The following is a 12024-nucleotide window of genomic DNA, read 5'->3' as shown; positions in this document are numbered from 1 at the left end:
ACTAAAAGGAAGTTTAGGCTAGCTGTTGAATTTTTATGTATATAACACATCAAAAAGAGGGAGATATATGGAAAAGTTGAAGGTAGTGATTGCAGATGATAATAGACAATTTAACATGCTTTTAACAGAAGTTTTTAATTCCCAGCCAGATTTTTTGGTAGTTGGTAATTCATATGATGGTGTTGAAACCTTGAAAGTTGTGGAAGAAAAAAGACCAGACCTTTTGATGCTTGATATCATAATGCCATACCTTGATGGAATTGGTGTAATAGAAAATCTATCGAGTGTGGAAAAACGTCCAAACATAATTGTTATCTCTGCAGTCGGCCAGGAAAATATTTCACAAAAAGCAATTAACATGGGGGCGTTGTATTACTTTGTAAAACCCTTTGATTTGAATATTATGATAGAAAGAGTGAGACAACTTTTATTTAGCTCATCTTCGAAGTCAGAAGCTGTAGATATAAATTTTTCGAAATCTGTAGAGAAAAAATCTATAAATGAAGTAGATTTGGAAACAGAGGTCACGGAAATTCTTAAAGAAATTGGTATTCCTGCACATGTAAGAGGATATCAATTTTTAAGGGATGCAATTGTATTAGCAACTATGGATGCTGATCTTTTAAATGGGATTACAAAGGTTTTGTATCCAATGATTGCAGAAAAATATAACACAGCACCAACCAGGGTAGAAAGAGCAATAAGACATGCAATAGAGATTTCAGCAACAAGAGGTAAGGCAGAAACACTTTACAAATATTTTGGATATTCCACCTCACAGGATAAAGGAAAACCTACTAACGCTGAATTTATAGCCATGATAAGCGACAAGTTAAGGCTTAAGATAAAAAAGTCCTCCCAGGCAAAATAAAAAGAATTTAAAAAAGGATAATTTACATACACTTTTATAGAGCAATTATTTTGATATAGAAAGCTTTAGTTTATGAAAAAAGGATTAATATATTCAGCAATCATCTTGACAGTAGGTTCACTTTTTGCAAAGTTTGTTGGTGTATTTTTAAAACTTCCTCTTATAAATATTGTTGGTGACTATGGGATAGGGTTGTATCAGCTGCCTTATCCCATTTATACTACTGTTTTGACTTTTACAATGACAGGTTTTTCGCTTGCAGTTTCAAAACAAATTTCCTATTATCATGCTGAAAAAAATTACAGGGCTTGCAAAATAACATTTTACACAGGTTTGATTATTATATCATCTGTTTCTTTCTTATTTTCTCTTTTATATGTAGTTTTATCTAAAAAAATAATAGAAATCTTTAAATGGCCACAAGAGGCTTATGTTCCTTATTTGTCTTTGGCTCCTGCATTATTTCTTGTTTCTGTTCAAGCATCATACAGAGGGTATTTTAACGGTATCAAAAAGATGACTATTGTGTCGATATCCCAGATAATAGAATCTTTAGGACGAGTTTGTTTCGGACTTTTGTTTTGTATTTTGCTTTTAAAAAAAGGGGTGCAATTTTCAGTTGCAGGGGCACTTGCAGGTAGCAGTATAGGTGCTTTATTTTCTTTAATGTATCTTGTTTTTGCTTTGCAAGAGGATGAGGTTATAAACAGTTCAAAAAATGATGCCAAAAATAAAGAAGTTTCTCGAGATATAATCTACGAGTCTAAAAACATTCTTTTACTTACTATTTATTTTTCACTATCGTCTTTTTTAATGTCAATAATATCAATTGTTGACTCTTTGCTTTTTCCATATTTTATGCATCTGAGAAGATATGACGATAAAATAATTTCACAGCTTTTTGGAATATTTTCAGGCAAGGCAATGACTCTTATACACGTACCACTTACATTCAGTGTGTCGATGGCTGTTAGCATAGTTTCATATGTGGTAGCAACTAAACAGCAAAAAGAGAAAAGAGAACTCATTTGCACTGCTTTTGAGTACATCATTCTTGTGACAGTTCCTTGTTGTGCAGCATTTTACTTTTTCTCTGATACCATATTTAAAATTGTATTTTTCAACGCTGCTACAGGAGATAGTGTTCTAAAAATTTCTGCTTTTCTTACCATCTTAATCTCTCTTGTTCAGTTTACAACGTCGGTGCTGCAAGCAACTGGACATTTTATAGCACCTGTAAAAAGTATACTAACAGGTGTGATTATAAAGATTATATGCATGTTTGTGTTTGTCGTGATATACAATCTAAACATATCAGGGCTTGTCTTAGCTAATATCATATGCTACTTTATGGTCTTTGTGATAAACTTAGATAAGTTAAAATCTTTTGGTTTTGCCCATTTTAATATGTTAAAGATGTTTTATATTGTCCTTTCAAGTGCTATAATGGTTATTGTAGGCAAAGCAGTACTTAGCGTGCTCAAAACCTCTGTCTTTATCGAAGGTGTAGTTATGATAACTTGTTGTACATGTATATATTTCATGTGTACCCTTATGTTTGGTATATTGAAAGTTTCAACAATAAAAGAATTTATATTTGAGGTGAAAAGAAAATGAAGATAGGAATCATTGGCTGTGGGAACATGGCAAGTTCAATCGCACATTCAATTAAACAATCTATTGGAGCTCAGCTTTTTTGTTATGATATAGACACTGACAAGGCTAATAGATTTTCCCAAGTTTATGGTGCCATTAGGATGAATAATGAAATTGAGACTGTAGAAAGCAGCAGCATAATCATAATTGCTGTAAAGCCAAAAGACATCTTTGATGTACTTGAGAAAATAAAAGATGGCATCTCTGAAAAGATAATAGTTTCTATTGTAGCGGGGATTTCGATTTCAAAAATTAAAGAGGTTATAGGGGACAAAAAGATAGTGCGAGTAATGCCGAATATAAATATAAGCGTACAGAAAGGCGTTATGGGAATATGTTTTTCTGAGGAAGTGACTAATGATGAGAAAGAAAAAATAATAAACCTTTTTAAAAGTATGGGTGAAGTTATAGTTACTTATGAGAAATATATGGATGCAATAACAGCCATATTTGGGAGTGGTCCAGCATTTGTTGCTCACTTTATTGAAAGCTTTGTAGATGCAGCAGTTAAACTTGGATTTCCAAGACAAGAAAGTTTAAACTTAATCTTAACATTATTTGAAGGTACTGTTGTTAACATGAAAAATAATATGTTAACTACACAACAGATAAAGGATATGGTAACATCCCCTGGGGGTACAACAATTGAAGGACTTGTAGAGTTTGAAAGAAGAGCGGTAAAAGGAGCAATAATAGATGGAATACTCAAGGCATTTGAAAGATCTAAAAATATATTGTAGGTGTAAAAAGTGATGAAAGAAGTGACAATTTACACCGACGGTGCTTGCAGCGGAAATCCTGGACCAGGCGGATGGTGTGCTATTCTTATATATAAAGGAATCAAGAAGGTCTTAAAAGGCTTTGAAATGCAAACAACCAATAATCGAATGGAGCTCAAAGCGGTGGTAGAAGCTCTAAAGGCTTTAAAGGAACCGTGCAAAGTGATAATCTATTCAGACTCTGCTTATATTGTAAATGCTGTTAATCAAAATTGGATAGAAAAGTGGCAAAAGAATGGATGGAAGACATCTGAAAAGGAAGAGGTTAAAAATACCGATTTATGGAATGAGCTTATAGAACTTCTGAAAATTCACAAAGTAACTTTTGAAAAAGTAAAGGGTCATGCTGACAATGAACTAAATAATCTTTGTGATAGAATTGCAAGAAGTATGATAAAAGGGGAGCAATAAGATAAAGTGTTCGAAATAAAAAAAGGGATTGTGACAAGAAAAATAAATACCACAGAGTTTTGCCAGTATGTTGAAGTAAAATATCAAGACGGCGATGTTGGTATAGCTATAAATTTTTTAGATATAAATCACGATGTAAATGAAGGGCAGGAGATTTTAGTTAATACCACAGCAAGAATGCTTCAGCTTGGAACTGGCGGATATGATTATATTCTGCCTTTTGATACTTTTAAAAATAATTCAAAAGGTCATATCATGAAGCTCAGATATACACCATTGCAATTTTCTGTACTAACAGAAGAAGAAAAAAATCCTGACCTATTTGATAAAGTTCCAAATTTTAATGATATAATTGTTATTGTATGTGAGCTTCACAGCATGCTTTTGCCTCTATGTGTTTATCTTAAAGAAAAAGTAAAAAAAATTAATATTTCTGTTATATTAAATGACTGGGGAATGTTAAATGCAAAGCTTTCGCACAATTTAGAGTTTTTAAAGGAAAACAAATTCGCGGACTACATAATAACATGTCAAGAAGCATTCAATGGTGATTTTGAATGTATAAACGAAATAAATTCTCTAATTTTTTCCCAAAGCTTGGGATGCGATGTTGCTATTATTTCTCCTCTGCCTGGAATTGTGGGGACAGGAACAAAATTTGGATTTACAAGTTATAAAGCTGTACATGTTATTGAGGATATAGTTAGATTTGGCGGTAAAGTAGTGTTTCCTGTAAGAGTTTCAAAAAATGAAAAAAGACAGCGGCATAGATTTATAAGCCATCATTCTCTTACAATACTAAATTATGTGAATTGTTCTGTAGAAATTCCAGTTTTTGATTTTGAAGATAAAATCTTTTTTGCGAAAATCCATAAGACATTAAACAATTACCATGCAAAGCACAATGTGGTTGTTGTGAAAGAAATAGATAAAATGATAGTTGAAAGATATAAATCAATTATGCTCACAATGGGAAGAAGCTATGAGCAAGATTGTGAATACTTTTTAGAACTCTTTGCTACAGCAGAATATGTCTCAACAAAACTTAAAAGGAGATGAAGATTAAAGATGGAATTTTATGAAAAGACTATAGATTCTACATTGATATATGATGGTTCATTTATATCATTAAAAGTAGATAAAGTTTTACTTCCAAATGGCAATATCTCTCAACGTGCTATTGTACTTCACTCGGGTGCAGCTGTAGTAGTTCCTGTTGATGATGACAATAATGTCATCCTTGTAAAACAGTTTCGAAAACCAATTGAAAAGGTAATAATAGAACTTCCTGCAGGCAAACTTGATAAAGGTGAAGATCCACTTGAATGTGCCAAAAGAGAGCTTGAAGAAGAAACAGGTTATAAAGCAAGAGAATTTATAAAACTTACCGAGATTTATACAACGCCAGGATTTTCAAACGAAGTGATACATGTGTACCTTGCAACAGATCTTTACAGAGGAGAGGCTCATACAGATGCTGATGAGTTTGTGGAAGTACTAAAAATTAAAATGACTGATGCTATTCTGATGGTAAAAAAAGGAGAGATTAAGGATGCAAAGACAATAATAGGACTTCTTTTTGCAAATATGTATTTGCAGGAGCAAGGCTTGAAGAAATGAGGGTATATGCCGATTTGCACGTGCACATTGGATTTTCTAATGGAAGGTATATAAAGGTACCTTCTTCAAAAACCCTTACACTTGAAAACATTATAAAAACAGCAAAAGATGAAAAAGGACTCAATGTAATTGGTGTTGTCGATTTTTTATGCAAGGATGTAATTGATGAAACTGATAAGCTATTAGATAAAGGGAAGCTTGAATTGAAAGATGGAAACTTGTATTCTGAAGGGCTTTTGATAATACCTGCAGCTGAAATTGAATTGAGGTTTTGTTCAAATGATTTTCACTGTCTTCTTTTTTTTGATGACTATGAAAAATTAAAGGACTTTAGAAAAATAATTAAAATCTACTTTAATCAAATTGATTTTAGCTGTCCAGTTTTCAAAGGCCGAATTGATGATTTTGAAAAGATTGTATCATCATTTGAGATTTTAACTGTGCCTGCTCATGCATTTACACCATACAAAGGTTTTTATTCAGCAGCAAAAAATATTGAGGAAGTTTTTGAAAATTCAGAAATTTTTTCAATTGAACTTGGTCTTTCTGCTGACTCTTACATGGTAAATGCTCTTTTTGATGTTCATAGAAGGAGTCTTCTTTCTAACTCGGATGCTCATTCTTTAAAAAATATTGCAAGAGAATTTAATGAAATTGAAGTTGAAAATTTTTCCGCAAATGATGTTATAAAAAGTATAAAGGAAAACAAAATAATTGCAAACTATGGCATAAATCCTAAACTTGGAAAATACCACAAATCGTATTGCAAAGAATGCAACAGTTCATTTAATTTGAAAAGCCAAGATTTAATATTATGTCCATTTTGCAAAAGCAATGATATTGTAATTGGTGTTGAGGACAGGATTTCATGGCTTTGCAAAATAGAAAATCCTGTTGAAAAACCACCTTATTTTTACACTTTCCCTTTTGAACTTATACAGGGATTTGGACAGAAAACAATCCGAAAAATAATCGATGTTTTTGGCAATGAGATAAATTTTATTAAATCTCTAAATAATGGTGCTTTTAGAAGTTATAATATTGACAAAAATATAGCTCAAAAACTTGAAAGATTTATAAATCAAGACTACACTATTAAATTTGGTGCTGGAGGACATTTTGGAAGGGTCATATTTGAATAAAAATGGGTGATGATATTATGGTTGACAAAGAGATGCTTAAAAAGAATATTGAAGATGTAATGAACAGAATAGAAAAGGCCTGCATCAGAAGTGGTAGAAATCCCAGTGAGGTCAGTTTGCTTGGTGCAACCAAAGGGGTAGATGTCCAGACTATAAAGCTTGCGAACCAGTATGGTCTGAGAATTTTTGGTGAGAACAGGGTACAAGAATTTTTACCAAAGTTTCAAGAACTTCCTTATCTTGAATGGCATTTTATAGGAAGGCTTCAAACAAACAAGATTAAATACATTTACGATAAAGTAAGTCTCATTCATTCAATTGACAGCCCTAAGCAAATTGAGGAACTTGAAAGAAGATGTGCAAAAGCAGAAAAAATGTGCAGCGTGCTTATAGAAATAAACATAGGTGGTGAAGAGTCAAAGGGTGGAATTAATCCAGAAAAAGTAGATTATTTAATTGAAAAAATCATAGATTCTCCGCATATTATTCTCAAGGGTTTTATGACTATACCTCCAATTGAAGATGATGACATGAAATTGAGAGGTTATTTTAGAAAGATGAAAGAAATCTTTGAAAAATACAAGAAATTAAATTATAATAATGTTAACATTGAAGTGCTGTCGATGGGTATGAGTAATGACTTTGAAGTAGCAATAGAAGAGGGTGCTACCTTAGTTAGAATAGGAACCAAAATTTTTGGAGATAGACCAAAAAAATAATAAGGGGAGGTTCTTTGGTCATGTTTGATAACCTACAAAGAAAATTTTTAAACCTTATTGGCATTGAGATTGAAGAGGAGGACAAGCCTCAGGACATTTCAAAAACAAAAGAGGAAAATGCAAAACCAAAGCATGAGACTCCAAAGGTAGTAACAATCGGAAAAGCAAACCAGACAGAAGTTACAGTTTATAATCTCAAACTTTTTGATGAGGTTGTTAAAGTTTGCGATGCCCTGAGAGAAAACAAGATAGTCGTTTTCAATTTGGAACAAGTAGCAGAAGAGCATATTCAAAGAATAATTGACTTTGTAAGCGGGTCTGTTTATGTTCTGGATGCAAAGATTCATAAAGTAAGTAAGAAGATATTTGTTGTTGTTCCAAGGAGCATTGATTTAGAGGTTGATGAACAGCTCAAAGAAGAGTTCAGGTCAAAAGGTGTATTTGCATGGTTGAAATAATCAAGACAAAATTTTTGGGGGAGTTTTATGATAAGATTTTTATTTGGACTTGCAGACAAGGCAATTTCGTTTGTTGAATTTTGTATAATAGTTGATGCAATTTTGTCATGGGTAATAGTCGACCCATACAATAAATACAGAAGGATATTAGGTACTATTGTGAATCCCATTCTTGACCCTGTGAGAAGGGTAGCTTTACGGTACATTCGGATAGGTTTTATTGACTTTTCACCTATGATTGCTATAATTCTTTTAGAAGTTTTTAGATGGCTTTTGCGGCTACTTCTCATAATATTGATATAAAAAATGGGGCAGCAAGCTATGACTTATATTCCTGAAGAAAACAAATATGAAGTGCTGAAACTCAAAAACTTGATAGAAAAGTTACGCTGGGGAATTGAATATTCTGACTTTCTTACACCGTTTGCAATAAAGTACGCAGTCGAGGTCCTATTAAAAAATCAAAATCATATTCTACACAAAAGTTGGGGCGGGTATGTAGGCAGCGAAAGAAATATATTAGCTCTTTTTAGCAGAGATTTTGAAGAATATGTAGAAAATCTCACATACCCAATACAAAAAATTTTAATTGAAGCTAAGAATAATCTTTCTCACAGACAAATTTTGGGCAGTCTTATTGGAAACGGACTCAAAAGAGACAAGATAGGTGACATTCTTGTAAAAGAAAATAGCGCGCTTGTATTTGTAAAAGATGAAATTGCAACATATATTGTAACAAATATAGATAAAATAGGTAAAGTGAATGTAAAATGTAGTTTGATTGAAAACAATCAAATCGATATAAACTGGTTTATTAACAACAACAGTAAAAGAATTGTTTTTACTGTTGCATCACTCAGAGTTGACAGTGTAATAAGCCACGGTTTTGGAATATCGAGAGAAGAAGCAACAGATTTAATCAGACAGATGAAAGTGGCAGTAAACTGGATATACATTGATAAACCTTCATATCCTGTAAAAGAAGGAGACTTAATCTCTGTTGGTCACCATGGACGATTGAAAATAGATAAGGTATTGACCCAAACTAAAAAGGGAAGAATTAGTATAGAAGTTTTGAGATTTTCATAATTTTTATGCGGAGGTAAAATATTGATGTTAACCCCTCAAGATATTGAATCTAAGACCTTTAAAAGGGTATATATTGGTGGGTACAGTATCGAAGATGTAGAAGAGTTTTTGGACCAAGTTTTGAAAGATTATGAGGCTTTGTATAAGGAAAACTTAGAGCTCAAAGACAAGATTGCACTTTTGAATGAAAACATTCAAAACTATAAGACAATTGAGGAGACTCTTCAAAACACATTAATTGTTGCCCAGTCAACTGCAGAGGAGATTAAAAAGGTGGCATACCAAAAAGCTGAGACAATAATCAAAGAAGCCGAGATGAAGGCTTCTAAAATGATAGAAGAAGCAAATAGCAAAGTTTTACAAATAACATATGAATATGGTGAGCTTAAAAAGAGATATCAACTTTTTCTTAACAAGTTCAGGAATTTACTACAAACTGAACTTAGCGCACTTGAAATGGTAGACAAAGAACTACAAAACGACTAATATTTTTGGCAGGGGGATGAAACACAAGATGGACTGGAGTCAAACATTGAACTTACCAAAAACTGATTTTCCAATGAGAGCAAACTTGGCACAAAGAGAACCTCAATTTTTGATGTTTTGGCAGGAAAATGATGTTTTCAAAAAGATGCTCGAAAAAAATAAAAATAATAAAAAGTTTATTCTTCATGACGGACCACCTTATGCAAACGGCGACATTCATTTAGGACATGCCCTGAACAAAGTTTTAAAAGACATTGTAAACAAGTACAAATCATTGCAGGGCTATTACACACCATATATTCCTGGGTGGGACACACACGGTCTTCCAATTGAACAACAGGTTATCAAAAAGTTTGGTGTAAACAGACACGAAGTGGATCCAGTAGAGTTTAGGAAAAAGTGTAAAGAGTTTGCCCTCAGCTATATTGACATCCAAAGACAACAGTTCAAAAGACTTGGCGTGTTTGGTGAATGGGAAAATCCTTATATGACTTTAGATCCAAAATTCGAAGCAAGGCAAATTCGAGTATTTGGAGAAATGGCTAAAAAAGGATACATCTACAAAGGTTTAAAACCTGTTTATTGGTGTCCGTCGTGTGAAACTGCATTGGCAGAAGCAGAGATTGAATATCAGGAAGACAGGACATACTCTATTTATGTTAAGTTTGAAGTAGAAAATGACAAAGGATTGTTTTCAAATTTGCCCATAGGAGATAAAAAGGTATACATTGTAATTTGGACAACCACAACGTGGACCCTTCCAGGCAATTTAGCAATTGCACTAAACGCCGATTTTGATTACAGCTTGGTTGACGTTGGGAATGAAATCTTAATTGTGGCATCTGAGCTTGTAGAAAGAGTAATGAAGACAAATAAAATTGACCAATATCGTGAGATTGCAAGGTTTAAAGGCAAGGATTTAGAATATGTAAAATGCAAACATCCATTTTTAGGTAGAACTTCTTTAGTAATTTTAGGCGAACATGTAACTTTGGAAGCAGGAACTGGCTGTGTTCACACAGCACCTGGTCATGGTGAAGAGGACTTTGAGGTCTGTCAAAGATATAATATTCCTGTAATTGTTCCGGTTGACAATAAAGGATATTTGACAAAAGAAGCTGGCAAGTTTGCAGGGCTTTTTTATGAAGACTCAAACAAAGAAATTGCAAAGGAGTTAGAAGCTTCAGGTCATCTTTTAGGTGTTGAAAAGATAACTCACCAGTATCCTCACTGCTGGAGATGTAAAAATCCTGTTATATTCAGAGCAACCGAGCAGTGGTTTGCATCTGTTAAAGGGTTTAGAGAAGAGGCACTGAAGGCGGTTGATGATGTCAAATGGGTGCCAGAGTGGGGAAGAGATAGAATTTACAATATGATTGCAGACAGACAAGACTGGTGTATCTCAAGGCAGAGAATCTGGGGTGTGCCAATTCCAATCTTCTATTGCAAAAATTGCAGGAAAGAGCTAATAACAGATGAGACAATTGATTATATAGCAAAGATATTTGAGAAAGAAGGTTCTGATGCTTGGTTTTCTAAGGATGTCAAAGAACTTTTGCCAGAAGGTACAAAGTGCCCTGTTTGTGGATGCATGGAGTTTGAAAAAGAGACTGACATTATGGATGTGTGGTTTGACTCAGGATCTTCTCATGCTTATGTCTTAGAGAGCAGAGAAGATTTAGAGTGGCCATGTGATATGTACTTAGAAGGAAACGACCAGTACAGAGGATGGTTCCAGTCATCCCTTCTGACAGCTGTTGCAACAAAGGGAAGAGCACCATATAGAATTGTTCTGACACATGGGTTTGTTGTTGACGGCGAAGGGAAGAAAATGTCAAAGTCAGAAGGCAATGTAATATCGCCGTTTGATATCATCAATGAGTTTGGAGCAGATATCTTAAGGCTTTGGTGTGTCTCTGCTGACTACACAACCGATATGAGAATTTCAAAGGATATTATAAAACAGCTAACAGAAATTTATAGAAAGATAAGAAACACAGCAAGATTCTTGCTTGGCAATCTTTATGACTTTAATCCAAAGACAGATAAGGTAGGATGTGAAAACCTGAAAGAAATTGACAAGTGGGCATTACAAAGGCTATATAAGTTGATTGAAAAGGTGACAAAAGCTTACGAAGAATATGATTATAATCAGGTATATCATCTTGTTCATAACTTCTGTGTAATTGACATGAGTAATTTGTATCTTGACATAAACAAAGATAGACTTTATGCATCAAAAAGTGAAAGCCTTGACAGAAGATCTGCACAGACAGTCATGTACGAAATACTGGTTGCCCTCACAAAACTTATTGCACCAATTTTGTCTTTCACAGCAGAGGAGATTTGGCAAAATATTATTTTTAAAGAAGAAGACGCTGAATCAGTATTTTTGACAAGCTGGCCAAAGGTTAACGAAAGCATATTAAAAGATGAAACCTTGAAAGAAAAGTGGAACAAAATAATTGAAATAAAGGACATTGTTGCAAAACAGCTTGAGATTGCAAGAAATGAAAAGCTTATTGGAAGTTCTTTAGACAGCAAAGTAAAGATTTTTGCAAAAGGTGATGTAAAAAGATTCATAGAAGAAAACAAAGACATTATCCAGGAAGTGCTGATTGTTTCTCAACTTGAGGTTGAAGAAGGCGATAGCGACCAGATTAAAGTAGAAGTTTACAAGGCTGATGGTTCAAAGTGTGAACGATGTTGGAAATTCGATACAATGGTTGGAAAGAACGAAGAAAATTTAAATGTATGTCCAAGGTGCTATGAGGTCGTAAAGGGCAAATAACA

Annotated in this window: 13 protein-coding genes; all 13 read left to right on the top strand. The window is 33.5% G+C overall.

All coding sequences use genetic code 11. The features are described 5' to 3' along the window. Positions 1 to 67: 67 nt before the first annotated feature. The 13 genes from spo0A to ileS all read left to right on the top strand — a co-directional run bounded on the left by spo0A (position 68) and on the right by ileS (position 12022). Positions 68 to 871, top strand: a complete 804-nt coding sequence (gene spo0A / locus CaldiYA01_RS05875) for a sporulation transcription factor Spo0A (RefSeq protein ID WP_207182532.1) — start codon at positions 68 to 70, stop codon at positions 869 to 871. Between the two features lie 72 nt (positions 872 to 943). Further along, positions 944 to 2488, top strand: a complete 1545-nt coding sequence (locus CaldiYA01_RS05870) for a putative polysaccharide biosynthesis protein (protein ID WP_207182530.1) — start codon at positions 944 to 946, stop codon at positions 2486 to 2488. Further along, positions 2485 to 3267, top strand: coding sequence for a pyrroline-5-carboxylate reductase (gene proC / locus CaldiYA01_RS05865; protein ID WP_207182528.1), 783 nt, complete (start codon positions 2485 to 2487; stop codon positions 3265 to 3267). Before CaldiYA01_RS05870 ends, proC begins: the two co-directional genes overlap by 4 nt. Before the next feature lie 12 nt (positions 3268 to 3279). Continuing rightward, positions 3280 to 3717, top strand: a complete 438-nt coding sequence (gene rnhA / locus CaldiYA01_RS05860) for a ribonuclease HI (protein ID WP_207182519.1) — start codon at positions 3280 to 3282, stop codon at positions 3715 to 3717. 6 nt (positions 3718 to 3723) lie between these two features. After that, positions 3724 to 4776 carry a DUF3866 family protein gene (locus CaldiYA01_RS05855; protein ID WP_207182516.1) on the top strand — a complete coding sequence of 351 codons (1053 nt, stop codon included), beginning with the start codon at positions 3724 to 3726 and terminating at the stop codon, positions 4774 to 4776. A gap of 9 nt (positions 4777 to 4785) precedes the next feature. Continuing rightward, positions 4786 to 5337 carry an NUDIX domain-containing protein gene (locus CaldiYA01_RS05850; RefSeq protein WP_207182513.1) on the top strand — a complete coding sequence of 184 codons (552 nt, stop codon included), beginning with the start codon at positions 4786 to 4788 and terminating at the stop codon, positions 5335 to 5337. After that, positions 5334 to 6479 (top strand): endonuclease Q family protein, encoded by a 1146-nt coding sequence (locus tag CaldiYA01_RS05845; RefSeq protein ID WP_207182511.1) that lies wholly within the window; start codon positions 5334 to 5336, stop codon positions 6477 to 6479. Before CaldiYA01_RS05850 ends, CaldiYA01_RS05845 begins: the two co-directional genes overlap by 4 nt. Positions 6480 to 6496: 17 nt before the next feature. Continuing rightward, on the top strand, positions 6497 to 7198 hold the full coding sequence (locus CaldiYA01_RS05840) for a YggS family pyridoxal phosphate-dependent enzyme (RefSeq protein ID WP_207182509.1): 702 nt from the start codon (positions 6497 to 6499) through the stop codon (positions 7196 to 7198). A 20-nt stretch (positions 7199 to 7218) separates the two neighbouring features. Further along, a complete protein-coding gene (locus CaldiYA01_RS05835; protein WP_207182507.1) occupies positions 7219 to 7656 on the top strand; it encodes a cell division protein SepF in 438 nt (145 codons plus the stop codon). 27 nt (positions 7657 to 7683) lie between these two features. Further along, complete coding sequence (locus CaldiYA01_RS05830; RefSeq protein WP_207182505.1) at positions 7684 to 7959, top strand: YggT family protein; 276 nt, start codon at positions 7684 to 7686, stop codon at positions 7957 to 7959. A 3-nt stretch (positions 7960 to 7962) separates the two neighbouring features. After that, entirely contained in the window at positions 7963 to 8745 is a 783-nt protein-coding gene (locus tag CaldiYA01_RS05825; RefSeq protein WP_207182502.1) for a YlmH family RNA-binding protein, read from the top strand. A gap of 24 nt (positions 8746 to 8769) precedes the next feature. Further along, positions 8770 to 9231 (top strand): DivIVA domain-containing protein, encoded by a 462-nt coding sequence (locus CaldiYA01_RS05820; RefSeq protein WP_207182501.1) that lies wholly within the window; start codon positions 8770 to 8772, stop codon positions 9229 to 9231. Between the two features lie 28 nt (positions 9232 to 9259). Next, positions 9260 to 12022: an isoleucine--tRNA ligase gene (gene ileS / locus CaldiYA01_RS05815; RefSeq protein WP_207182499.1), complete on the top strand. Its 2763-nt coding sequence runs from the start codon at positions 9260 to 9262 to the stop codon at positions 12020 to 12022. The last annotated feature ends 2 nt before the right edge of the window (positions 12023 to 12024 follow it).

It is taken from the genome of Caldicellulosiruptor diazotrophicus (genome assembly GCF_017347585.1).
GTDB lineage: Bacteria > Bacillota > Thermoanaerobacteria > Caldicellulosiruptorales > Caldicellulosiruptoraceae > Caldicellulosiruptor > Caldicellulosiruptor diazotrophicus.
Note: the sequence above shows the minus strand (reverse complement) of the source record. Positions and strands in the feature narration are given on the sequence as shown.

Bases quoted from the DNA above. Each gene is read 5' to 3' on its own strand.
- spo0A (WP_207182532.1), top strand. From the start codon at position 68: ATGGAAAAGTTGAAGGTAGTGATTGCAGATGATAATAGACAATTTAAC.
- CaldiYA01_RS05870 (WP_207182530.1), top strand. From the start codon at position 944: ATGAAAAAAGGATTAATATATTCAGCAATCATCTTGACAGTAGGTTCA.
- proC (WP_207182528.1), top strand. From the start codon at position 2,485: ATGAAGATAGGAATCATTGGCTGTGGGAACATGGCAAGTTCAATCGCA.
- rnhA (WP_207182519.1), top strand. From the start codon at position 3,280: ATGAAAGAAGTGACAATTTACACCGACGGTGCTTGCAGCGGAAATCCT.
- CaldiYA01_RS05850 (WP_207182513.1), top strand. From the start codon at position 4,786: ATGGAATTTTATGAAAAGACTATAGATTCTACATTGATATATGATGGT.
- CaldiYA01_RS05845 (WP_207182511.1), top strand. From the start codon at position 5,334: ATGAGGGTATATGCCGATTTGCACGTGCACATTGGATTTTCTAATGGA.
- CaldiYA01_RS05840 (WP_207182509.1), top strand. From the start codon at position 6,497: ATGGTTGACAAAGAGATGCTTAAAAAGAATATTGAAGATGTAATGAAC.
- CaldiYA01_RS05835 (WP_207182507.1), top strand. From the start codon at position 7,219: ATGTTTGATAACCTACAAAGAAAATTTTTAAACCTTATTGGCATTGAG.
- CaldiYA01_RS05830 (WP_207182505.1), top strand. From the start codon at position 7,684: ATGATAAGATTTTTATTTGGACTTGCAGACAAGGCAATTTCGTTTGTT.
- CaldiYA01_RS05825 (WP_207182502.1), top strand. From the start codon at position 7,963: ATGGGGCAGCAAGCTATGACTTATATTCCTGAAGAAAACAAATATGAA.
- CaldiYA01_RS05820 (WP_207182501.1), top strand. From the start codon at position 8,770: ATGTTAACCCCTCAAGATATTGAATCTAAGACCTTTAAAAGGGTATAT.
- ileS (WP_207182499.1), top strand. From the start codon at position 9,260: ATGGACTGGAGTCAAACATTGAACTTACCAAAAACTGATTTTCCAATG.